General features: G+C 58.5%; 21 protein-coding genes, 1 tRNA gene and 3 pseudogenes. 17 read left to right on the plus strand and 8 right to left on the minus strand.

Features of this window, described 5'->3' with window-relative positions; translation table 11 throughout:
• Positions 1 to 9 precede the first annotated feature (9 nt).
• From FH041_RS16080 to FH041_RS16095, 4 genes are all read left to right on the plus strand, one after another.
• Positions 10 to 762, plus strand: coding sequence for an ABC transporter substrate-binding protein (locus FH041_RS16080; RefSeq protein ID WP_128611008.1), 753 nt, complete (start codon positions 10 to 12; stop codon positions 760 to 762).
• 54 nt (positions 763 to 816) lie between these two features.
• Complete coding sequence (locus FH041_RS16085) at positions 817 to 1512, plus strand: ABC transporter permease (protein WP_023535794.1); 696 nt, start codon at positions 817 to 819, stop codon at positions 1510 to 1512.
• Positions 1509 to 2198, plus strand: a complete 690-nt coding sequence (locus tag FH041_RS16090; RefSeq protein WP_023535781.1) for an ABC transporter permease — start codon at positions 1509 to 1511, stop codon at positions 2196 to 2198. The genes FH041_RS16085 and FH041_RS16090 overlap by 4 nt, the downstream gene beginning before the upstream one ends.
• Before the next feature lie 101 nt (positions 2199 to 2299).
• Complete coding sequence (locus FH041_RS16095; RefSeq protein ID WP_140174850.1) at positions 2300 to 3505, plus strand: methyltransferase; 1206 nt, start codon at positions 2300 to 2302, stop codon at positions 3503 to 3505.
• Positions 3506 to 3926: 421 nt separating this feature from the next.
• Here the strand turns inward: FH041_RS16095 and FH041_RS16100 are convergent, their stop codons facing one another.
• The gene (locus tag FH041_RS16100; protein WP_027914094.1) at positions 3927 to 4202 is read right to left on the minus strand and encodes a DUF3077 domain-containing protein; all 276 of its coding nucleotides are present in this window, start codon (positions 4200 to 4202) and stop codon (positions 3927 to 3929) included.
• 673 nt (positions 4203 to 4875) lie between these two features.
• Between FH041_RS16100 and FH041_RS16105 the strand changes: the two genes are divergently transcribed.
• The 5 genes from FH041_RS16105 to FH041_RS16125 all read left to right on the plus strand — a co-directional run bounded on the left by FH041_RS16105 (position 4876) and on the right by FH041_RS16125 (position 8132).
• A complete protein-coding gene (locus FH041_RS16105; RefSeq protein WP_023535804.1) occupies positions 4876 to 5124 on the plus strand; it encodes a hypothetical protein in 249 nt (82 codons plus the stop codon).
• Between the two features lie 98 nt (positions 5125 to 5222).
• Positions 5223 to 5298 (plus strand) — tRNA-Thr (locus FH041_RS16110).
• 388 nt (positions 5299 to 5686) lie between these two features.
• On the plus strand, positions 5687 to 5977 hold the full coding sequence (locus FH041_RS23295; RefSeq protein WP_350025597.1) for a DUF4145 domain-containing protein: 291 nt from the start codon (positions 5687 to 5689) through the stop codon (positions 5975 to 5977).
• Positions 5978 to 6572: 595 nt separating this feature from the next.
• Positions 6573 to 6833, plus strand: a complete 261-nt coding sequence (locus FH041_RS16120; RefSeq protein ID WP_140174854.1) for a hypothetical protein — start codon at positions 6573 to 6575, stop codon at positions 6831 to 6833.
• A gap of 78 nt (positions 6834 to 6911) precedes the next feature.
• Positions 6912 to 8132, plus strand: a complete 1221-nt coding sequence (locus FH041_RS16125; protein WP_140174856.1) for a HEPN/Toprim-associated domain-containing protein — start codon at positions 6912 to 6914, stop codon at positions 8130 to 8132.
• 80 nt (positions 8133 to 8212) lie between these two features.
• On the opposite strand, the gene FH041_RS16130 is transcribed toward FH041_RS16125, so the two are convergent.
• Both FH041_RS16130 and FH041_RS16135 read right to left on the minus strand, forming a co-directional pair.
• Positions 8213 to 9253, minus strand: coding sequence for a phage portal protein (locus FH041_RS16130; protein WP_140174858.1), 1041 nt, complete (start codon positions 9251 to 9253; stop codon positions 8213 to 8215).
• Positions 9253 to 9429: pseudogene (locus FH041_RS16135) on the minus strand (hypothetical protein); the annotation flags it as partial. The pseudogene FH041_RS16135 and the gene FH041_RS16130, both read right to left, overlap by 1 nt.
• Between FH041_RS16135 and FH041_RS16140 the strand changes: the two are divergent.
• The 5 genes and pseudogenes from FH041_RS16140 (at position 9422) to FH041_RS16160 (ending at position 12922) form a co-directional block, all read left to right on the plus strand.
• Entirely contained in the window at positions 9422 to 9757 is a 336-nt protein-coding gene (locus tag FH041_RS16140; protein WP_306674836.1) for a hypothetical protein, read from the plus strand. The pseudogene FH041_RS16135 and the gene FH041_RS16140 sit on opposite strands and share 8 nt — an antisense overlap.
• Positions 9758 to 9865: 108 nt before the next feature.
• On the plus strand, positions 9866 to 11011 hold the full coding sequence (locus FH041_RS16145; protein WP_140174860.1) for a PIN domain-containing protein: 1146 nt from the start codon (positions 9866 to 9868) through the stop codon (positions 11009 to 11011).
• Between the two features lie 408 nt (positions 11012 to 11419).
• Positions 11420 to 11620 (plus strand): annotated as a pseudogene (locus tag FH041_RS23025) (integrase); the annotation flags it as partial.
• A gap of 702 nt (positions 11621 to 12322) precedes the next feature.
• Positions 12323 to 12388: pseudogene (locus FH041_RS23300) on the plus strand (type II toxin-antitoxin system HicA family toxin); the annotation flags it as partial.
• A gap of 87 nt (positions 12389 to 12475) precedes the next feature.
• Positions 12476 to 12922, plus strand: coding sequence for a type II toxin-antitoxin system HicB family antitoxin (locus FH041_RS16160; RefSeq protein ID WP_140175143.1), 447 nt, complete (start codon positions 12476 to 12478; stop codon positions 12920 to 12922).
• A 298-nt stretch (positions 12923 to 13220) separates the two neighbouring features.
• Here the strand turns inward: FH041_RS16160 and FH041_RS16165 are convergent, their stop codons facing one another.
• The 4 genes from FH041_RS16165 to FH041_RS16180 form a co-directional block, all read right to left on the minus strand.
• A complete protein-coding gene (locus tag FH041_RS16165; RefSeq protein ID WP_028688165.1) occupies positions 13221 to 13520 on the minus strand; it encodes a type II toxin-antitoxin system RelE/ParE family toxin in 300 nt (99 codons plus the stop codon).
• Positions 13510 to 13749 carry a type II toxin-antitoxin system RelB/DinJ family antitoxin gene (locus FH041_RS16170; protein ID WP_028688166.1) on the minus strand — a complete coding sequence of 80 codons (240 nt, stop codon included), beginning with the start codon at positions 13747 to 13749 and terminating at the stop codon, positions 13510 to 13512. The genes FH041_RS16165 and FH041_RS16170 overlap by 11 nt, the downstream gene beginning before the upstream one ends.
• Positions 13750 to 14167: 418 nt before the next feature.
• Entirely contained in the window at positions 14168 to 15325 is a 1158-nt protein-coding gene (locus FH041_RS16175) for a HAMP domain-containing sensor histidine kinase (protein WP_110607259.1), read from the minus strand.
• Positions 15318 to 16130, minus strand: a complete 813-nt coding sequence (locus FH041_RS16180) for an alpha/beta fold hydrolase (protein ID WP_140174862.1) — start codon at positions 16128 to 16130, stop codon at positions 15318 to 15320. The genes FH041_RS16175 and FH041_RS16180 overlap by 8 nt, the downstream gene beginning before the upstream one ends.
• Before the next feature lie 337 nt (positions 16131 to 16467).
• On the opposite strand from FH041_RS16180, the gene FH041_RS16185 reads away from it, so the two are divergent.
• Positions 16468 to 16674: a DUF3079 domain-containing protein gene (locus FH041_RS16185; RefSeq protein WP_140174864.1), complete on the plus strand. Its 207-nt coding sequence runs from the start codon at positions 16468 to 16470 to the stop codon at positions 16672 to 16674.
• A 72-nt stretch (positions 16675 to 16746) separates the two neighbouring features.
• Here the strand turns inward: FH041_RS16185 and FH041_RS16190 are convergent, their stop codons facing one another.
• Positions 16747 to 19044: a TonB-dependent siderophore receptor gene (locus FH041_RS16190; protein ID WP_028688169.1), complete on the minus strand. Its 2298-nt coding sequence runs from the start codon at positions 19042 to 19044 to the stop codon at positions 16747 to 16749.
• A 140-nt stretch (positions 19045 to 19184) separates the two neighbouring features.
• On the opposite strand from FH041_RS16190, the gene FH041_RS16195 reads away from it, so the two are divergent.
• Together FH041_RS16195 and FH041_RS16200 are read left to right on the plus strand one after the other, a co-directional pair.
• Complete coding sequence (locus tag FH041_RS16195; protein WP_027914099.1) at positions 19185 to 19907, plus strand: response regulator; 723 nt, start codon at positions 19185 to 19187, stop codon at positions 19905 to 19907.
• A 1-nt stretch (position 19908) separates the two neighbouring features.
• Positions 19909 to 21276: an ATP-binding protein gene (locus FH041_RS16200; RefSeq protein ID WP_140174866.1), complete on the plus strand. Its 1368-nt coding sequence runs from the start codon at positions 19909 to 19911 to the stop codon at positions 21274 to 21276.
• Positions 21277 to 21301 lie beyond the last annotated feature (25 nt).

Here is a 21301-nt window from a genome sequence, read left to right on the forward strand (position 1 = left end):
GAGCAATACATGCACACCTACAAGAAGTTTCTCCTGGCAGCCGCTGCCACCCTGGTCATGTCGGCCAATGCCATGGCCGCGGAAAAACTGCGCATGGGTATCGAAGCCGCCTACCCACCGTTCAACAACAAGGACGCCAGCGGTAATGTCGTCGGTTTCGACAAGGACATTGGTGATGCCTTGTGCGCCAAGATGAAGGTCGAGTGCTCGGTCGTCACCTCCGACTGGGACGGCATCATTCCGGCCCTGAACGCCAAGAAGTTCGACTTCCTGGTCTCGTCGCTGTCGATCACCGACGAGCGCAAGCAGGCGGTGGACTTCACCGACCCGTACTACTCCAACAAGCTGCAGTTCATCGCACCGAAGAACGTCGACTTCAAGACTGACAAGGACTCGCTCAAGGGCAAGGTCATCGGCACCCAGCGCGCCACCCTGGCCGGCACCTACCTGGAAGACAACTACAGCGATGTGGACATCAAGCTGTACGACACCCAGGAAAACGCCTACCTGGACCTGGTTTCCGGCCGTATCGACGGTATCCTGGCTGACAAGTACGTGCAGTACGAGTGGCTCAAGAGCAAGGACGGCATGAACTACGAGTTCAAGGGCGAGCCAGTGATGGACAGCGACAAGATCGGTATCGCCGTGCGCAAGGGTGACACCAAGCTGCGCGACGACCTGAACAAGGCCCTGGCCGAAATCAAGGCCGACGGTACGTACAAGAAGATCAACGACAAGTACTTCCCGTTCAGCATCGAATGATCCGCCCCGATTGGCGCGCCCCGGTGGCGCGCCTCTCCCTAGAATGACCTGCCCATGAATATCGACTTGCACGGATTCGGTCCGGCCATGATGGCCGGCACCCTGATGACCGTAAAACTGGCGCTGTGCGCCTTGCTGTTAGGGCTGGTGCTGGGCCTGCTCGGCGCCCTGGCCAAGACTTCCCCGCTCAAGCCCTTGCAGTGGCTTGGCGGTTTCTACTCGACCCTGGTACGGGGTATTCCCGAACTGCTGTGGGTGCTGCTGATCTACTTTGGCACCGTGGGCCTGATGAACGCCCTGGGCGAAGCCCTGCACATGCCAGGCCTTGAGCTCAGCGCCTTTGCCGCAGGCGTCATTGCCCTGGGCCTGTGTTTTGGCGCCTACGCCACCGAGGTGTTCCGGGGCGCCATCCTGGCCATCCCCAAAGGCCACCGCGAAGCCGGGCTGGCGCTGGGCATGTCCAAGGGCCGCATCCTGTCGCGGATCATCCTGCCGCAGATGTGGCGCATCGCCCTGCCCGGCCTGGGCAACCTGTTCATGATCCTGATGAAGGACACCGCGCTGGTGTCGGTGATCGGCCTTGAAGAAATCATGCGCCATGCCCAGATTGGCGTGACCGTGACCAAGGAGCCGTTCACCTTCTACATGGTGGCGGCCTGCATCTACCTCAGCCTGACCGTCATTGCCATGACCGGCATGCATTTCCTGGAACAACGCGCCGCTCGCGGCTTCGCGAGGGCCGAACAATGAACTGGGAAGTGATCATCAAGTGGCTGCCGCGCCTGGCCCAGGGCGCCACCCTGACCCTGGAGCTGGTGGCCATCGCGGTGGTGGCCGGCTTGATCCTGGCCATCCCGCTGGGTATCGCCCGCTCTTCGCGGCACTGGTACGTGCGCGCCGTGCCGTTCAGTTACATCTTCTTCTTCCGCGGCACCCCGCTGTTGGTGCAGCTGTTTCTGGTGTACTACGGCCTGGCCCAGTTCGACGCCGTGCGCGCCAGCGCGCTATGGCCGTACCTGCGCGACCCGTTCTGGTGCACCGTGCTGACCATGACCCTGCACACCGCCGCCTACATCGCCGAAATCCTGCGCGGCGCCTTGCAGTCCATTCCCAAGGGTGAGATCGAGGCTGCGCGGGCACTGGGCATGTCCCGGGCCAAGACGCTGGTCTACATCATGCTGCCCCGGGCTGCCCGCATCGGCCTGCCGGCCTACAGCAACGAAGTGATCCTGATGCTCAAGGCTAGCGCGCTGGCCAGTACGGTCACCCTGCTGGAACTGACCGGCATGGCGCGAACCATCATTGCCCGCACGTACTTGCCGGTGGAGATCTTCTTTGCCGCTGGCCTGTTCTACTTGCTGATCTCGTTCATGCTGGTGCAGGGCTTCAAGCTGCTGGAGCGCTGGTTGCGCGTGGACGCCTGCCAAGGGCGCTGATCCGTTACCGGCTGCAGCCGGTTGGCCCGTTTTACCCGGCTGGGTGAAAGCGGGTTCAGCCGGCAGCAAGGCCTGACCACCCTTTATCGACAGCGCTCCCAATGCCTACCTCCCTCCACAGCCACCTTTTGCTCGAACGCTTTCAGGCGCTTGACCGGTTTTTGACCGAGCATCAGGCGCTGTGGAAACCCAGGCCGTTCACCCATCTGCACCTGGATTGGGAAAGCACCTACCCGGAACTTGCGCGGCATCTGCGTCAAAGCAGCCTGGCCGAGGCCGAAGGTGACATCGACCCACACGCACTGCCCGCACCTTATCCACAGTTGGCTGATGCCGCCCAGGCGCTCAGCGCGCTGGGTGCCCTGCCCACCTGTGCGCTCCCCGCCGCCGCTCACCGGCTTGACGTCAATGTACCCGGCCGCAAATGGCAGCAGATCGAAGCCTTCGCCAGTCACCTCGCCTTCCGCGCGCCCTCGCGCCACTGGCTGGACTGGTGCTCGGGCAAAGGCCACCTGGGCCGGCGTTTGCTGCACCCCGGCCAGCGCCTGACCTGCCTGGAGTACGACACGGCGCTGGTGGCTGCCGGGGAGGCGCTCAGTGCCCATCACCATTTGCCCGTGCAACACATCCATCAGGACGTGATGGCCCCTGGGAGCGCCGAGCATCTGGATGCAGACACCAGCGTGGTCGCCCTGCACGCCTGCGGCGACCTGCATGTCCAGCTGCTGCGCCTGGCCAGCCAGCAACATTGCCCACAACTGGCCGTGGCCCCATGCTGTTACAACCGCATTGCCACCGCCCAGTACCAAGCGTTATCCACAGCTGCCCGCGCCTCGGCCTTGCACCTGTCGCTGGATGACCTTGGCCTGCCCTTGAGCGAAACCGTCACCGCCGGTGCCCGCGTACGCCGCCAGCGCGACACGTCCATGGCCCGCCGCCTGGGTTTCGACCTGCTGCAACGCCAGCAGCGCCAGACCGACCAGTACCTGCCCACGCCATCGCTGCCGGTGGCCTGGTTGGCCAAGCCCTTCGAGCAGTATTGCCGTGACCTGGCTGCGCTCAAGCAACTGGACCTGGATGGTGATATCGATTGGGCGGCGTTGGAATCGGCAGGATGGAATCGCCTGGCGCAGGTACGCAACCTCGAACGCCTGCGCAACCTCTTCCGCCGCCCACTCGAACTCTGGCTGGCACTGGATCGTGCCCTTTTTCTGACCGAACAGGGCTATGACGTACGTTTGGGCGTGTTTTGCGACTATGCCCTCACCCCACGCAACCTGATGATCCTCGCCGAGCGCGACAGATAGCCGCAGAAAAGCCTGTGGATAAGTCTGTGAACAAGCTTGGGGTTACCTGTTGGTGTACGGGGCCATTCGGACGGATTGGCTTATTCCAAAATGACGTTCAAGACCAGCAAAAACAGGCATTTGCGCAAATTTGGTTTATTGCGGGCGGGGTTATGCCATTGGCACAAGCATTCGATGCCGCTTGTGCATAAGCAATTTTTCAGGGGCGATTTTTTGTTGATTTCAGAGACGTTTGGTGCGTAGGGGATCGAGCTGCCATGCCGGAACTGTGAATGCTTCAGTACTCGCGTGTGGCTTTGAAATTCCGAAGTCTGTTTTCCTTGAGCAGTGATGAAAGCATTGGGCGGGTGCCTGAGAACGGTTTGTCTATCCGCTTGGCACCCTGGCCCCTTGTCATCCATGCCGCCAAGGTTCTGGTTGGCTAGTGGCGTTTGCCTTTGGCGATTTCGATGTCATTCAGCAAGGCGTTGGCCATGTCACAGAGGTAATCCGCCGCACCGAGCAGCTTGTGGTCATCCTCCATGTCCCCCTCACGCACCAGGTGCTTGATGTAACCCATCAGGATGGAGACGTGCTCGTACGCAGCATCCACCGGGATGCCGGGCTGTACGCGAAGGAGGTTTACGGGCGGGGTGCCGGCCTGGAGGAAGGTTTCTACGCCTGCGGTGGTGATAGGGTCCGAATTGCTCGTGTCCATGGCTTGGTTCCTTATTCGAAAACAGGAGCCGCCACGCAGACCTTCTCACGGATAGGGTGGCAGCCGTACGCAGGGTGAGAAACCGAGTGAATAAGGAACCCCGGCCAGACCAAAGCCTGCCCGCGCACGGCCACCATTGCAGGTAGCGCTTATTCGAAGTCGGGTTCTCACACCCGGTCGCCAGAGCGACGGGGCAAAGGTATCCGTGAGGTATTTCCCAGACAACGGCGATACTTCGGCAGAGCGCGTAGGATACGTCCGATACGTAAATTTGCAGAAGCCTCCAGCAGAAGAGTCCAGACATTTCCTACAAAACCAAGGCCCTCAGACTACAAACCACTCATCCCGTACCATCAATCAAACACAAAACTCCAGCCCAACGTATCCCGGTGTGGGAGCGGCCTCGCGCCGCGATGGGCCGCAAAGCGGCCCCAGTAACTCCACCCCAAACCCCATATCCACAGCCCCACACACCCCCGCCTCCCCCAAAAACCCACTCAACTTCCAATTCCATGACCCACCGCACACTCCCCGCAACATCCCACCCCTAATCCCCGCCCCCACAACCGTGTATCATGCGCCCCCCAAATCATTAAAAAGTGACGTCGCGCGCTGCCTGCCAGCCCTGCGGCCATCTGGCGTTGCGCCAGATTCGACAACGGACCTGACTCTCGTGACCCAAGCCAAGCCCCTCGCCCTGCTCGCCTTCGCCCTGGCCCTTACCGCCTGCGCCAGCGGCCCCTCGCACCCCGCCCCCGGCAACCTCGGCTGGAACCACCCCGGCATGCAGCTGGGCGGCGACCGAGGCCTACCCCTGCGCGCCGACAACACCTGCCGCAAGCGCGGTTGCGACAACGACAAGCTGTTCTTCAACCCCGGCAAGACCGAACCAAACGTCACCACCCTCCACCGCGGCTGGTAAGAAAATTTCCCTTTTGGGTCGGTGAGTTAGGTCATTTTCAAACAATCGCAAGGAAGTGGTTTACACACGCCAAACGATCGTTATAATGACGCCCCATTGCCGGTATAGCTCAGCTGGTAGAGCAACTGACTTGTAATCAGTAGGTCCCGGGTTCGATTCCTGGTGCCGGCACCATATAAATCAAAGGCCTGCAGTCAATGCAGGCCTTTTTTTTGTTCTCCACGTACCAACGCACGTACCAAGAGGGCTTTCCATGGAACAGGATGCGCATCTTCAGCTAGGCCGTTGCCCCCACTGCAACGTCGCTCGTCCGAACCTCGGCCGGCGTACAGCTGCTGACACCTGGGCCAGTGACCAGTCCAACCGCAGGTATTGGGTGGTCTACGGATGCGAGACATGCGGTGGCTGCATCTTAACTGTCTCGCCTTGGAATCCCTCCGGCCTAAGGCCTATCACTAATATCTGGCCCTCAAGCGAAAAGGTAGACAATTCGGTCCCCCAGCGAGCTAGGCAGTTTTTGCAGCAGGCAATCTCGTCGATCCACGCCCCAGCGGGCGCGACCATGCTTGCCGCTTCCTCGGTGGACGCAATGCTGAAGGAAATCGGGTTAAAAGACGGCAGCTTGTACAAAAGGATTGGAGAAGCTCAAGCGCAGCACCTCATCACTGCTGAGATGGCGGCCTGGGCGCATGAAGTACGACTAGAAGCCAACGACCAGCGGCACGCTGACGAACAGGCTGACCTACCCAATGAGGCCGATGCACGTAAATCTGTGGAATTTGTCCAGGCACTTGCCCAGTTCCTTTTTGTACTGCCCAGCCGCGTTGCGCGCGGCAGATCCGAAAGCAAGTAATGCGCGCGCTCATGCCCGCGCCTTTAAGGTCGCCTTCCAAAAGTAGGGAGGCGCCACATAAAAGAGTAACCTAGGTAATCCTGACCATTTTCTCTCTCGCAGCCCTCGAATTTCGCGGCCTCGGCTCAAATCCAGAAAGTAATTTTTAAGTAACCTAAAAGTAATTAGATTACTCTTTCTTTGAGTGATATTTTCCATGCATCAAACCCTTTAAAAATCAAGGACTTAGAGAAGAATTACATTTCCCATTACCTTTCTATTACCTCTCTTTGTAACCAGCGAAGCCCAGTAAATGCGGGGCCTCCAGCACTAGCCATCCCCCACGGTTACGCTTGTTACTCCTTTTTCTAGACCACCCCATAGCCCTGCAAAAAAACGCTTCAGGATCAGCACTGCGCCGTCGAAACACCGCGTGGGTGCAGGGATTCGCAGAAGACCAAGCGCACCAATTCTTCCCAGCAGCTCAATAGCCAGGCCGGCTAAGCAACTGCGCAGGGGTGCGGAAATTCCGGCACGTTTAGCCCGCAGGCGTGGCGGGGGGACGAGCGCGCGCGCTGGGTGTATATTCAACGCAAGGCAGCTCACGCAGGGATGGATGATGGTGATTGAAAATGGGATCTACCGGCTGATTGGAGGGGACGGGTGGACATTCTGCGTGGAGGTGCAGGAAGGTCGCGTGCAACCGATGGATCCGGGTGGAGAGGTGTTCGGCGTTATCCATGTAGAGGACCGACGCTTCCATGTGAACCGTTGGGATACACCTTTGTATATTCGAGATGGAAAGCTTGTTAAGGGGAAAAAGGTCTACAACTTTAAGTTCACGCCGAATTTTAAATTCTTGACTGACCCAAATTAAATTAGGGTCGACAGGCGATCTATTTGCGCATTAAAATCTATAATCAAACTTAAAGAAACTATACAAATGGCGGTCTAGATGGGTAGCTATTCGCAAATCACGATAGGCGGTTATCCTATACTCTCAACAAAAAACTATCTTTATCAATGGTACTTTCGAAAAACAGACCGAACCATTCGGACCAGATCCAAATCCCAACGGAATACATTAATATGGTGTGAAGCGGACCCTAGCGAACTGGAAGAGCTAGAAACCGACTTTCTTTATGTGGCCCCCGGGCCGGTGATCCGTAGACGATTGGAGCTTGATGGATTCAACTACGAAAGCTTAGAACATGAATTCCAAGAAACTATAGGCAGAAGAGTTAAAGGCGTTCGCGAACTTACCCTAACTTTTGGAGAATGGGAAAGAAAACAGGCCGAAATCATTGCTCTTCTTGAATCAGCTACTCTTACGGATTGGCTAGACCGTCTTAAAATCATAGTACAGGAAGGTATAACTTCCTGGCGATGGAAAGAGCGCGAGAAGGAGTATACTGATCCACTCCTATGTCTCATGTTCAACGATAACCTGTTCTGGGATACGGAGGCATTCCACGACTGCGGGTTTCCCTGCCAAACCTTAGAGAGCATGGCTGTGGCAATGCTTGAGATAATGCCCGAAGGTACAGAGTGCGTTCTCGATGCCACTGACGTTGTGGGAGGCGGCTGGACCGATGCGTTTGAGGACCTGACAGAGTATCAAAAAGAATTCACTAACTTTTACGACATCTTCATTAGCGCTGTCACCGATACTCAGTCCTTGATGGCTTTATCTCCAGGAAATTCAACCTTAGCAAGGCTTTTATATTCCAATATTATTACTGCTTTTGAGACTTACTTGTCTGACACAATGAAAAAGCAGATCGTGACTCGTGCCGCAGTACGTCGTCGGTTTGTGGAGTCAAATGAAACATTCAAAGAAAAAATTTCTCTACAAGATATATTTCGAAGGTTGGAAAATCTCAACAACGAGATCATCCAAGCAATCGACACGATGACGTTCCACAATCTTGACAAAACAGCAGGCCTTTACAAAGCCGTGCTTGATACACATCTCCCAAGTGAGCATATGGCCGATCTAAAGGCTGCCATTTTAAAGCGACATGACATAGTGCACCGTAATGGAAAGACTGTTCACGGCGTCAACGTAATCATCACGTCAGAAGATTTAAAAAAACTAATCGGAACAGTAAATGCAGCGGTTGTGAAAATTGACAAGCAAATAAAGGATGGGTTACTTGATGATGACGATGACTAGCCAGGTTGAAAATCCACCACAAAAATATTTGCTTTAACAGGGAGCGAATCATCCCCCCGTCTTGCTAGATCATAGGTTTATTAAGCCTCAGAGCCAACCGGCAACTCATATGCCCGAAATTGGACTACCTCTTCACCCAGCCATTCGTTGATTTGTAGAAGCCGGGCCTGCTCAGGCTCCAGCTCGTTGATAGCCCAAACCTCGGCTGCATCCCGGACCGAGCCGAAGCCGCCCGCGTTCTGGGGGACCACACCCATGAGCTGGGGCGGTATGCGCAGCATGGCGAGCTGGTCGTCGCGGCTAATGTTCTTGATCGCGCCGAAGTCATCTTTCGCAGCCACCTCACTGATGGGTATCAGCTGAATGCCGTCCTTCTTACCGTTGGGCGCGTACATAAATAGGTTGCGGAAGTTGCCCGGCCCTTTGCTGCTCTTCGTCGCCTTGCGCAGATCGTCGACGAAGTCCTCGTTCTGAGCGGCGTCTGTCATGTAGAGAATGAACCCTGCGTGGCTGCCGTTCTGGTAATACTTGCGTCGGAACAATGTGGCCGACTCGTTCAACAATGCGGCCTGTAGAGCGGGTAACCACTCGGGCAGGCTGTACACTTCCTGATTGATGTCAGCTACGCGCAGATGGCAGATGCTGCCCACACGAAATTCGTGGTCGTCCCGCCAGCCGCGCGCCTGGTAGTAGGTCTGAAGATCGGACCCACGACGCATGTACTTAGCCAAGCATGGACGAAGGCCGAGGGTGTCGCGCAGCATGTTGTCGCGCTTCTCCAGGTAAAGGTTCCCCGACCAACCAAGGTCCATGACGATTTGTTCAAAGGCCTGACGGCTCAGCAGCTTGTGGGGTTTGAACGTCCGAGCCAGGGCATTGCGCTTGAAGATCAGGCCAGACTGCAAATAGACGCTGGCCTCCGAGGACCGGGCCAGACCGTCCAGCGAAACCGGCGGCTCAAACCAGCGGCCATTGTCGTAACACTCCAGGTAATCCAAGATTTTACGCCCGTCCGGGACCGGTGTCGGGTCGCCGAACGTGAACGCTTCGGCCCGGGCACCGGGGTTGGCCAGCAGCTCCCCAGCGGACGACGCGACGCCTGCCTGATCGATATTGCCCATCAGAAAATCTCCATGATGCGTGTACTTTTTGCGGTCTGGCCTTCGAGCGGCTCGTTGTGGAGCGCGTGGAAAAGTGCCCAGGCCAGGTCGGCGTGTCCGGTGGCCTCGTTGCGGCCTGCGGTGTATGTGAATTGGCGACCGCCTGGGGTGACGGTCTTACGGATGGCCATGAGCGCCAAGTCGTACAGCCGTCGTACATGGGCCAGCCAGTCCTACCCTATTCCAGCGTTGGCCGAGCGCCGCTTCATTATCGTGGCGGCCCACGGCGGGCAGTTGCAGAAGAGCAGCCTGGACAGCACCTGGCAGCGCTTCATCACCAGGGCGATCAAGGACGGCGTCATCACCGAGGAGCAGCGCTTCGCTTTGCACGACCTCAAGCGCCGCGGCATCACAGACACGCCCGGCGACCGCAAACAGAAGCAAGACGCCAGCGGCCACCGCGACGAAGCCATGCTCGACATCTACGACTTCAGCCTCTCCCGCGTATCCCCGTCAGCCGATTAGTTCTCACTTCCTTCTGGAGCTTGACTGCCAATCAAGCTCCCCCCCATGCTTAGGTCAAACAGTCACGACACCATTATCAAACCTGCGAACTTTTACAAGGACGGTTCTATGCCCAAAGGCAACCCAACAGCAGCGCAGCTATGGGAGGGCGACGTATCATTCTTCTCCCTCGATACAGATCTCGTTCAAGCAGCAGGTTACAACTTTAATGTCGGAGCGTTAAAGCTCCTCCCCATGCAGCTCCCTGACACGATGTCCTTACAACTGCCTGAAGTTGTAGCGCAAGAAATTGTTTCGCATCGCATGGACAAAGTTAGGGAGGCCGCCCAGAAACTAAAAAGCTCTTCCAATGACCTGAAACGCTTAGCCTCAATTGAAATGCTGGCCATTGATGAAGATTTCGAGAAGCTATCAGTCGAAGCAACTGCATCAAAACACTTCTATCAACAGATCGCAGACTACGCACAAACTTGCCAGGGCGCTATTTTACCAATTGATGGGAATCTTCTGGCGGACCGATTATTTCAGCTCTATTTTAAATCACGTCCTCCATTTGCGGAACGTAAGGCAAAAAAATCTGAGTTCCCTGATGCCACCTCCTTGCTCATCCTTGAAGACTTCGCTAGGAACAACAGTACAATGGGGTTAATCGCTTCCGCTGATGATGGCTGGAGCAAGTTCGCGGACGATTCCGATTATCTGTACTGTGTGAGGTCGATCGAGGAGTTAGCTACTCTGTTCGTAGCTACAGACGCATATGCTAAGGAAATCGAAAAACGGGTATCCGAAGCAGTTCAAGATGACAGCTCTTCGCTACGCGATAAACTCCACGACGCACTCGTTGATCATGTAGCGGAATCCGAATGGTGCACTAGCGACGTAACAAGTAGCACAGTCGCGAGAGTTGAGGCGGTCGTTTACGACAAAAAATTAGAGTCTTACGATATCGACACAACAGAGGTATGGGCAGGTGATGATAAACGGAGTTGGGTCATCGGATTGAACATCACCGTTAACGTTGAGCTTCATCTCGATGTGGAATACTTCGTTTGGGACTCAATCGACCGAGAGGAGGTTTCGCTAGACGCTGAGGTGGTGCCAATTGAAAGCTCCATTGAAGTTGAGGTGTTTCTCAACTGTTCTAATGTAGAGGTAGAAGGCAGCCAGCCAGAAGACTGGGATATTGAAATCGAAATTGCCAAAGGCCTGTACGAGTGCGACCCGGTTGATCTGGAACCAGACCTCGGATATTAACCGCTCAAACTGCAGTCGGCGTTACGACACGACTCTACCGTCACACCATCGTCACACCATTTCCGGCTGCGCATCCGTCAGGAAGCCTGACCTGCCACGTACCAGTGCGATGAGAAACCCTATGCTATATGGGATTCAGCACTCCCTGCACGTACCAGAAAACGACGTAACCTATTGATTTACGTACTGTGAGCAGGGTTCTTGTAATCAGTAGGTCCCGGGTTCAATTCCTGGTGCCGGCACCATCTAAGGTTCCAGAGAAGTCTTTCAAAATCTCTGGAACCCCCAGAAAACCCGCCTTATGGCAGGTTTTTTCGTTTTGGCGTTCCGTCGAATTTCGAGCGTGGCCAGCGCTAATAAGGGTAGTTTTAAGCGTAGAGGTCCGTTTCGATATCGAAGACTATCCTTGTGGCCCGCAAAACTGCCCCGCCTACCGGTACCCCCTGTCGCACGGCAAAGCCCAGAAAGCGCGAGTACAAGCTCTTCGATGGGGGCGGTCTTGACCTGCTTGTGCAATCCAACGGCCGCAAGGGCGGGCGGCTCAGGTACGTGAAACCCGATGGCCGAGAAGGCCTGACTGCCCTAAGCAGTTATCCAGTGATCCGTCTCTTTCAATGGGAAGAGCCGGGCGCTCTTGACAGTGCTGCAGCCCTTATCGCATTTGGTTTTGCGGCAACTTCACTCCTGACATAGGCGTGACAGACGCCAATGGCTCTAGCAGCAGCGATGTAGGGAATGGTGCCGCAGACCAAGGAATGGGGTGCACCTGACTAACAGTCGGGCATGCCCCGGTCATCGCATTGCTGCATTTCATCCAACTCAGGATCTCGCAGCACTGGTCTCGTCAGCCAATGCAGCCTCTACCCGCCCACCTTTAACGGCTTCAAGGGGCCAGATCATGAGATGCCCTCGCTCCACGACGTCAGGAGCCGCCAGCCACAGACTAGAGGACATCCCCCACAGGTCGCAGGGGCCACCCCTGATAACGCTCAGCATTCTAGGCAGGATACGGTGGGGCGAGGATTAGCAAACGGAGGTGAAGCGTATGCAAATACGGTCGATGTGAGCTCATCCCCCTGCTCTGGGGAACAAGCGTTGGGTTGTCGGATCTTAGATATTGTGTACTAGTGTGTACAATCCTCTGAATCGTTGTGTAGTATACACACAACCGCGGCAAGCTTTGAGGAGGTACCCGTGCACAGCCGAGACATCATCAAGCGGCTGAAGGATGACGGTTGGGTCAGAGTCTAAGGGACTGATGGGAGCCACCAGCAGTTCAAGCATCCAACCAAGAAGGGGCGGGTTACGGTTCCTCATCCGAATAAAGATGTGGCAATCGGGACGCTTCGAAACATCTGGAAGCAAGCCGGTCTCTGACCGGCTTTACACTTGCTGGAAGATCGTAAGCTTGCTGTTAGCAATAGTGAAATCGAATCGCCGAACTTTTTCGGAGGGATGTTTAAAATGAAATACCCAGTTGTTTTGCATAAAGATGAAGACTCCGACTACGGAGTGACAGTTCCAGACGTACCGGGCTGCTTCTCTGCTGGCGAAACGATCGATGAAGCATTGAGCGAAGTCCAACTGGCGTTAGAGATGCACTTTGAAGGGTTGGTAGAAGATGGAGAGCCTCTGCCGCAACCTCAAAACATCGAGCTTCATAGGAAGGACCCAGCTTATGCTGATGGCATCTGGGCATTCGTAGAATTTGACGTTACCCCCTACTATGGGAAGTCGGTTCGCTTTAACGCGTCTTTACCAGAAGGTCTCCTAAAACGCATAGATGATCGCGTGAAAGAAGATAGCGCTTATGCGTCCAGATCAGGATTTTTAGCCGCGGCGGCACTGCATGAGCTGGCGAAAAACTTAAACGAAGGTATAGACGCTTTAAAAACCAGAAAGACAGTATGACTTGAAAACATTAAGGGCGCCCCAGGGCGCCCTAATAATGACTAGGTATACGGGCAAGAAACGCAAGTGAAGCACTGAACCAACTTTGCGAAACTTGAGAGCTCACGGGGTATTAATCGAACTTCCGAAACGCCTTGTTGGGGCTGCAGTGCAGCCCATCGCCGCGCGAGGCCCCACAATGCCCAATGAGTCCGCTAACTGAAGCGTCACGCAGTCAATGTGTGAGCGGCCTTGTACCGCGATGGGTCGCGAAGCGGCCCTAAATGAACAGCATTACGCCTTCCGGCGGGCTTTTTCGTCATGACGTTTTACTCAAGACTCGCTCGGCTGCCTTGTGATAAGCCTGCTCTCGTTCGCGCTTATCGATAGCTACCACAAATACAACAACCTCCTGATCGATCACCTGATAGACCAATCGGTAGCCGCTACTGCGCAGCTTGATCTTGTAGCAATCCGGCAAGCTGTGTAGCCGGTTCGCTTCGACTCTGGGATTTAGCAAAACCGAGGCGAGTTTTTTCTTGAGTTGTTGCCGGATCGTATCCCCAAGCTTCTGCCATTCCTTCAGCGCTCTCGCATCGAACTCAAGGCTATAGGTCATCCAGAGAAACCTTCACTCGCTGAGGGTCGGCAAGGCGCTCGCGGACGGTCGCCAGCAGCGTTTCATCCTCATCCGTCATGAGCACAGGCCTGAACGGTAGCTGTCCACGCTCGGCCACGTACTGTAATGCCTGACGCATGAGCTCCGAGGGCGTCACGCCCAAGCGCTCGAGCTCACGGTAGGCTCGGGTTTTGAGATCGTCGTCGATGCGGACGTTGATGGAGGCCATGATGGCTTGCTCGCTGTAATGACAATGGTCTTTACAGTGACTTAATTCTTAGCTCATGGCAAGTGGCGTGGGGAGACAAGCTGACAGAAGCCTATGCGTTGCAGGCTGAGTCGTTTTTTCGATAGCCAGAATTTCAGAGCTGGGGCTGGAATACGCCTAAAAGTTTACTCAGATTCAGCCACGTGACTTATCTGCTCGGACGGCAAGGTATCGAGCTTGCCGGTCATCCCGGAGATTTTTTGTGTAGGTTCGGGATTGCTGGGGCTGCTGTGCAGCCCATCGCGGCGCGAGGCCGCTCCCACACTGGGATTCGCTCGGTTCCGGATGCGGTGTTGGGGGGGTTGCTCGTATGGGACGGCGCTTACGCAAGATACGGGTTAGGATTCCCGGTGAATTGAGCGCACCTGCCCAAGGCCCCTCACCCCAACCAAACCTCAAACCGTGTGCCCAACACCCCATCAGAGCACATATTCACACTCCCTCCATGCGCCTCGGCGATCTTCTTCACGATGAACAACCCCAGCCCCACCGACCGGACCGTGTCCTGGCAATCGCTGCCTCGGGTCATCGGCTCGAACAACGTGGGCAGCAGCGCGTCATCGATTGCAGCACCATGGTTATGCACAGTCACCACCGCCCCGTCATCCGAGAAATCCGTGGTCACGGTAATGGGATAGCGAAGGTCGCCATAGGCGACAGCGTTGGCCACCAGGTTACCCATCAACTGCTGCAACCGATCCGGGTCGACCTGCACCACGCGCCAACCGCGGGCGTAATGCCGAATCTGTGCATCAGGGAAGGCCACCTTCAGCTCGCTCACCGAATAATCCACGGCACGCACCAGGTCCACTGGCTCGCGGCGGATGGTCATGCCGGGGCCGAGCCTGACCGAGGCGAAGTCGAGCAGGTCGACGATCATGCGCAGCGCGCGCTCGGTCGAGGTATCGATGCCCGCCAACAAGCGCCGAGCACGGTCGCTTGGTAGATCGCGCTTGAGCATGGACGCGGCCATCTGGATGGCGGTCAGGGGGTTCTTCAGGTCGTGGCTGGCAATGGCGACCATCTGTTCGGAGAAGACGGCACGGCGCTGGACTTCCTGGTAGGCGGCGGCGAGTTCAGCCTGGGCGCGCTGCAGGGCGCTTTCGGCTTCTATCTTCTGCGCCAGCATTTCTTCGGCGCGTTGCATGGCTTCCAGGGCAGCCTTGCCACTGCTGGTGCTCTCGAGCGCGCTGAACAGCGCCAGATGGTAACGAATGCCGTCATCGCTTTCGCGGCGCACGCCGCTGAGCAGCATGGGCAGCTTGCGGCCGTCGCGGTGGCGCAGGGCGATCTTCACTTCGGAGATCGACCCCTGCATGTTCAGCAGTGGGCCCCAGTGGGTCAGCAGGAACACGCGGCCGTCGGCGGGCAGCAGTTGGTCGAAGCTCATCGCGTGCAGGGTGGCGCTGTCGTATCCCAGCCAGTCGGCCAGTGTCTGGTTGCAGCGCACCAGGGTGCCGTCGGGCGCCATCACCACCAGGGCACAGGGTGCGTGCTCGAAGAAGGCCTGGGTGGACAGCAGCGCCGTGTTATCCATGGTCGAGGCCAAGGTGGGTGAAGAATTGGTCCATCGCGGCCGCACAAGCGCCTGACGCGCTCAGCTGGGGGTAATGGCCCATATTCTCGATGATGCTCAGCCGGCTGCTGGGCATGACGGCGTGCAGGTAGTTGCCTACCGCTAAAGGCACGACGGGGTCCCCGGTGCATTGCACGATCAGGGTGGGCAGCTGCAGGCCTGTCACGTCCTTGCGGTGGTCGGACAGGAAGATCACGCGGGCGAAGTGCCGGGCGATCTGGGCGTCGGTGCGGCTGAAACTGCTGGCCAGTTCCTGCTCCAGGGCCGGCTGGCCGGGGGTCCCCATCAGCACGGGGGCCATGGAGCTGGACCAACCCAGGTAGTTTTCGTCGAGGGTGGTCAGCAGGTCGTGCACTTCATCGGGGGTGAAGCCGCCGGTGTACGCCTCGTCGTCGACGTAACAGGGCGAGCCGCCCACCATGACCAGCCCCATCAGGCGGCCTGGCCGCTGGCGCTCGGCCAGGGCAGTGATCATGGCGCTGACCGAGTGGGCGACCACGATGACCGGGCCTTGGGCGTATTCGTCGATGATTTCGTTGAGATCGCTCGCGTAGCCCCACAGCGTGGAGTACTTGTCGTGCTTGTAGGCACTCAGGTCCGAGTGCCCCGCCCCGACCAAGTCGTAGGTCACGACCCGGAAGCGTTCGAGAAAGTGCGGGAGCAGCAGCCGCCACATGGATTGGTCGCAGCCGAAACCATGGGACAGAACGAGGGTCACGTCACCGGCTCCGGCAACCTGGACGTTGTTACGTTTTTGCAGGGTCATACCTCTCCCCAATACCGTTCAACGTCATGCTGAGCTGTCACGATCCGTTCAAGTCCTTGCTGAGAATAGTTGAGGGAAGCCCTACAGAAAGGTGCCGTTGAGCGACGCGTCATCGCCCCGCTAATGACTTAGTGGGGTCTTGTGCTGTAACAGTTCACGGATCGGGACGCCCACATTACGCTATATAGGCAAGCGACGTAGAAGTTTCTGCCAATTTTCTGGGGACAGACGGTCAGGCGATGATCAGGATGCCATTGGCTGGTGTTTGACTTCGGTCAACTCGAATAGCGCTGCGAAGGTTAGGCTCAGGTCATGTACCGCCTGCCGGAGGCACCTCATGGCCAAGAAATTCCCGAAGCACCCCAGCCACCCCGAGCGCATTTGCTGGGGCTGCGATCTGTATTGCCCAGCCAAGGCGCTGGCATGCGGCAATGGTGCCGACCGGACCATGCACCCGATGGAGCTGTTCGGCGAGGGCTGGGACAGCTTCGATGACAGGTTCGAGCCGCCCGCTGTGGATAACGCGAAGCCCCCCATCCTCTGACCGCGCCCTCAGCCCTGCATGAACCACCTCACCCGCCGGGTGCTGGTGAGGTGTTCGTCCTTGCAACGTGGATCAGAAGGTGGTGTTGACGGTCAGCGACAAGCTGCGCGGGTCACCGTAAACGGCCCCTGCATAGAACCCGTAGCGGGTGTAGTAGTGCTTGTCGAAGAGGTTGTTGGCATTGAGGGTCACGCTGGTGTCGTCGGTCACCTGGTACTTGGCCATGGCGTTCCAGATGGCGTAGCCGGACCAGTTCACGTCGGTGGCACCACTGCTCACGCCGTTGACGGGCTGGCCCGCCGGGCTGGAAAGGGCGCGGATATTGGACTGCGCGGTAACGCCGGCGCCGACCGTCAGGCGGTCGAGTGGGCCGCTGAGGTGGTAGGTGGTGGAGGCCTTGAACAGGTGCGAAGGGTCGCTGCGCCCGTCGCTGTCAACGCGGCGGAAGTGCAGGTAGGTGTAGCCGGCGTACACGTTCCAGTCCGGGGTGAGGGCGCCGGCGATTTCCAGGTCGATACCGTCGGTTTCCTGGCCTGAGCCTGCTTTGTAGGCATCGCCACCGGTCGGGGTCGACAGGCCGCCGTCCAGCACGGCCTTGTTTTCCTGCTTGGTGCGGAAGTACGCCGCAGAGGCGTTCAGGCGACCGTCGAACCAGGCACCTTTGATACCCGTCTCGTAGCTTTGCCCACGGATCGGCTCGACCCGGCTGCCGGCACTGGTTTCCTGGGTTTGCGGGTTGAAGATGTCGGTGTAGCTGGCGTACAGCGAGTAGGTGTCGTTGAGGTCGTAGACCGCGCCCAGGTAGGGAGTCACAACGCCGTTTTCTTCCTGGCTGGTGCGCACGGCATCCACGCTGCGGGTGATGGCCGAGTAGTCAGTGGTGCGCACGCCCAGGATCACCGACAGTGGGTCGGTGATGCTCAGGCGGGTCGCGGCGTACATGCCTTGCAGGCGGGTGGTGGTCTTGCTGTGCTTGCCGGTCTGCGAAGCCAGCATGGCATAGTCCCCGTCCACGCCATTGCGCCAGTCGCTGATGGGCAGGCCATTGTTGGCGCGGAACAAGCAGCCCACCACTGGATCGGTGGCCTTGCCGCCACCGACCATGCTGCAGCGGTATTCCGGGGACCACTGCACGCTACGGCTGTCGTTGTAGCCGACCATGGCCTGGTGCGTACGGCCGAATAACTGGAACGGGCCGGACAGGTCGATCTGCGCCGACTGCTGGGTGGTGTCGCTCGAGCTGTGCAGGCCGTTGAGCACCGCGCCGCTGCCGTCCTGATTCCAGTAGCCGCCGAACCGGCCACGCCCTGCCGAGTTGACCTTGCCCAGGCCTCGGTGGTTGAGGGCATCGGTCGTGCTCTGGGATGCCTTCAGGTCCAGCGACCAGTCGTTGTCGAAGCGGTGCACCAGCGAGCCGAAGGCGGTGCGGGTGGTGTACTCGCCAAAGCTCCAGCTTGGTACCAGGTTGGAGCTGCGTGGCAGGTCGGTCTTGCTGCCGTCGCGGTACCAGATGGGGATGTTCGCGCCCCAGCCACCGCCCACCACCTTGTTGTACTCGTACTGATAGCCGGCACCTAGGGTGGTGGCGTCGTCCAGGTCGAACTCGAAGTTGGCCAGGGCCGCGCGTGAACGGTCGGACTGGTAGTCGCGGAACGAGTTGGCGTCCTGCTGGGTCACCACGAAACGCGAGCGCAGGCGGCCGTCTTCGGACAGCGGCAGGTTCAGGTCGGCGCCCAGGCGGCGTTTGTCCCAACTGCCGTAGGTGGCATAGGCGCTGCCGCCGAAGGTGCGAGTGGGCGCCTTGCGAATCAGGTCGATGGTGGCGGACGGATCACCGGTTCCGCCGAGCAGGCCGTTGGCACCGCGCACGATGTCGATGCGCTCGTACAGGTCCATGTTCAGGGCGTTGCCGCTACCGCTGAAGTCGGACGCGCCGGGTGCCTGCAGGCCGTCGATTTTCCAGTTGGTGATGGAGTAGCCACGGGCGCGGTAATCGGTGCGTCCGCCCACTTCGGCTTTGCTGGCGGTCACCCCGGGGGTGGTTTCCAGCGCCTGCTCGATGCTGTGGATGGCGCGGTCATCCATCTGCTGGCGGGTGATGGTGGTGACCGACTGTGGCGTTTGCCGTGGGGTCAGCGCCAGGCCGGTGGAGCTGCGCGTGCGTTCGACGGTGTAGCCCAGCTGGCCGGCATCGTCCTGGGGCAGCAGGGCACTGTCTTCGATTTGCGTGGCATCGAGCACCAGAGGTGCGCTGTCGGCGGCCATGACACCACCGCTGATGGCGAGGCCGACGAAGAAGGCAATTGGCTTGAGGCGGGTGCCGCCACAGGTGAACGCGGTGAAGGTGTTGGCGATGCTTGAGGGATTCATTTGGGAAGGCTTCGTATTTGCAGATGATTTTTTGTTAGGATTCTAGGGATCAGTCCTCCGGGCTCTACACCCGACATGTACGGGGATGTAATGCAACGTAACGGGCGTTGACGACGCCCGCCTCACAGGTGTTTTTTCAGATGAGCACAACCCTGCTGGTTGTTGATGACGACGACGAGATTCGCGAGCTGCTGTGCGATTACCTGACCGATGCAGGCTACGTCGTACTGGCGGCGGCCGACGGCAAGCAGATGCACGAGCACCTGGCGCGGCAAAAGGTGGACCTTGTGGTGCTGGACCTGATGCTGCCCGGTGAAGATGGCCTGAGCCTGTGCCGTCAGTTGCAGGCCCTGCCGGGGTTGGCGGTGATCATGCTGTCGGCCAAGGGCAGTGCACTGGACCGCATCATTGGCCTGGAAGTAGGGGCCGACGATTACCTGGCAAAGCCTTTCGAACCCCGGGAACTCATTGCCAGGATCAAGGCCGTGCTGCGCAGGCCCCATCGGCTGGAGGCTGCCGTACAGGAGCCAACCCAGGTCCAAGCCCATGTCTTTGCAGGTTTTCGCCTGGAACATATCAAGCGCCTGCTGACCCGCCCCGACGGGCAGACCTTGACCTTGCCGCGCTCCGATTACCGGGTGCTGCGCGAACTGCTCGAAGCCAACAACCGTGTGGTGTCTCGCGACCAGTTGACACGTAGTGCCTTCAGCCGCGACCACCTGCCGGACGATCGCTCGGTCGACATGTGCGTCAGCCGCCTGCGCCAGCATCTGCGCCATGCGCCTGGCGATGTGGCGCAGATCCTCACCATCCGCAACGAAGGTTATCTGCTGAGTATTGCTCAGACCCAGGCCACGGCCTGACATGCGCTGGGCTCGCCGACTGTGGCCGCGCACGCTGTTCGGGCAGCTGATGCTGATCATGGTGGGCGGCACCCTGGCCATTCAGTTGATGTCCAGCAGCATCTGGTTCGATGTGCGCTTCGCCCAGGTGTTCGAAGCCCCCGTGCGCTTGATTGCGGCGCGCAGTGCACCGCTGATCCAGCAGGCCAGCTGTCATGCCGGCGTGCTCAAGGTGCCGGCCCATTACCAGTTGCGCTGCGCCGAGCAGCTGCCCGTACTGCAGCAGGACGAACGGCGCGGGCGCAAACGGGTCGAGTTGCTGCTTCATCAGGCACTGAAATACGAGCTTGGCCATGAGCCGCAGGTGCGCTTGATGAAGGTGCAGTTGACCGACGAACTGGGCCAGCCGATCGTCTGGCGCAGCCTGTTCGGGCTGCGCACAGCCCAGGCCCATCTTCAGTTTGCGGTGCCGTTGGCAGACGGGCATTGGCTGACTATCGACGGGCAGGAACTGCAGGGCTGGAGCGGTGAATCCGCCTGGCTGCTGATCAGTGACTACCTGCTGCGGGTGTACGCGTTGCGCATTGTCGCCGTGCTGGTGGTATGCCTGATTGCCGTGCGCCTGTGCCTGCGTCCGCTACGCCGCCTGGCGGATGCGGCGCTGGCGCTGGGCAGCAACCTGCAACAACCGCCGCTGGCGCTCGATGGTCCCGATGAGGTTCGTCAGGCCGCGCAAGCCTTCAACGCCATGCAGCAGCGTCTGATCGCCATGGTCAACGACAAGGCTTACTTTCTCGCTGCTGTCTCCCATGACCTGCGCACCCCGCTGACGCGCATGCGCCTACGCCTGGAACGCATGCCCGACGACGAACACCGGCAGCGCTTGCGGCAGAACATCGCCCAGATGGACGACATGATCGGCCAGGTGCTGGACTACCTGCGTGCGGGCGAACAGCAAAACCTGCAACCGGTCGACATGGATCGCCTGGTGATACGCCAGTGCGCCGAGCTGGCCACTGCCGACGAACCCATACCCGTGCACGGCCATGGCGGCGTGGTGAGCGTCGATGCCCTGATGGTGCAGCGTTGCCTGCAAAACCTGCTGGTCAATGCATTGCGTTATGCCAGTCAGGTGAGTGTGTCGGTGGAGCGCGTAGGGGCACGGGTGCTGGTTCACGTCGAGGATCGAGGCCCAGGCATTGCGCCGCACCTGCTGGCGACCGTCACCGAACCGTTCGTACGGGGCGAGAGCTCGCGTAACCAGGCATCCGGCGGGTATGGGCTGGGGCTGAGTATCGTCGAGCGAATCATGACCAGCCATGGGGGGGCATTGCGGGTGCGCAACCGTGAGGGGAGCGGGTTGCGCGTGACCCTTGAGCTGCCTGTCTAGAGACGGGCAGCCCGTAGGCTCAGGC

This window comes from Pseudomonas sp. SWI7, from assembly GCF_006351945.1.
In the GTDB taxonomy this organism is placed as follows: domain Bacteria; phylum Pseudomonadota; class Gammaproteobacteria; order Pseudomonadales; family Pseudomonadaceae; genus Aquipseudomonas; species Aquipseudomonas fulva.

What these genes read in the sequence shown, in the direction of transcription:
- FH041_RS16120 (WP_140174854.1), top strand. Translation starts at nt 6,573, where the DNA reads ATGATGGTGATTGAAAATGGGATCTACCGGCTGATTGGAGGGGACGGG.
- FH041_RS16080 (WP_128611008.1), top strand. Translation starts at nt 10, where the DNA reads ATGCACACCTACAAGAAGTTTCTCCTGGCAGCCGCTGCCACCCTGGTC.
- FH041_RS16090 (WP_023535781.1), top strand. Translation starts at nt 1,509, where the DNA reads ATGAACTGGGAAGTGATCATCAAGTGGCTGCCGCGCCTGGCCCAGGGC.
- FH041_RS16175 (WP_110607259.1), bottom strand. Translation starts at nt 15,325, where the DNA reads ATGGATAACACGGCGCTGCTGTCCACCCAGGCCTTCTTCGAGCACGCA.
- FH041_RS16180 (WP_140174862.1), bottom strand. Translation starts at nt 16,130, where the DNA reads ATGACCCTGCAAAAACGTAACAACGTCCAGGTTGCCGGAGCCGGTGAC.
- FH041_RS16100 (WP_027914094.1), bottom strand. Translation starts at nt 4,202, where the DNA reads ATGGACACGAGCAATTCGGACCCTATCACCACCGCAGGCGTAGAAACC.
- FH041_RS16130 (WP_140174858.1), bottom strand. Translation starts at nt 9,253, where the DNA reads ATGGGCAATATCGATCAGGCAGGCGTCGCGTCGTCCGCTGGGGAGCTG.
- FH041_RS16190 (WP_028688169.1), bottom strand. Translation starts at nt 19,044, where the DNA reads ATGAATCCCTCAAGCATCGCCAACACCTTCACCGCGTTCACCTGTGGC.
- FH041_RS16165 (WP_028688165.1), bottom strand. Translation starts at nt 13,520, where the DNA reads ATGACCTATAGCCTTGAGTTCGATGCGAGAGCGCTGAAGGAATGGCAG.
- FH041_RS23295 (WP_350025597.1), top strand. Translation starts at nt 5,687, where the DNA reads ATGCTTGCCGCTTCCTCGGTGGACGCAATGCTGAAGGAAATCGGGTTA.
- FH041_RS16145 (WP_140174860.1), top strand. Translation starts at nt 9,866, where the DNA reads ATGCCCAAAGGCAACCCAACAGCAGCGCAGCTATGGGAGGGCGACGTA.
- FH041_RS16195 (WP_027914099.1), top strand. Translation starts at nt 19,185, where the DNA reads ATGAGCACAACCCTGCTGGTTGTTGATGACGACGACGAGATTCGCGAG.
- FH041_RS16170 (WP_028688166.1), bottom strand. Translation starts at nt 13,749, where the DNA reads ATGGCCTCCATCAACGTCCGCATCGACGACGATCTCAAAACCCGAGCC.
- FH041_RS16085 (WP_023535794.1), top strand. Translation starts at nt 817, where the DNA reads ATGAATATCGACTTGCACGGATTCGGTCCGGCCATGATGGCCGGCACC.
- FH041_RS16140 (WP_306674836.1), top strand. Translation starts at nt 9,422, where the DNA reads ATGAGCGCCAAGTCGTACAGCCGTCGTACATGGGCCAGCCAGTCCTAC.
- FH041_RS16160 (WP_140175143.1), top strand. Translation starts at nt 12,476, where the DNA reads ATGAAATACCCAGTTGTTTTGCATAAAGATGAAGACTCCGACTACGGA.
- FH041_RS16125 (WP_140174856.1), top strand. Translation starts at nt 6,912, where the DNA reads ATGGGTAGCTATTCGCAAATCACGATAGGCGGTTATCCTATACTCTCA.
- FH041_RS16200 (WP_140174866.1), top strand. Translation starts at nt 19,909, where the DNA reads ATGCGCTGGGCTCGCCGACTGTGGCCGCGCACGCTGTTCGGGCAGCTG.
- FH041_RS16185 (WP_140174864.1), top strand. Translation starts at nt 16,468, where the DNA reads ATGGCCAAGAAATTCCCGAAGCACCCCAGCCACCCCGAGCGCATTTGC.
- FH041_RS16095 (WP_140174850.1), top strand. Translation starts at nt 2,300, where the DNA reads ATGCCTACCTCCCTCCACAGCCACCTTTTGCTCGAACGCTTTCAGGCG.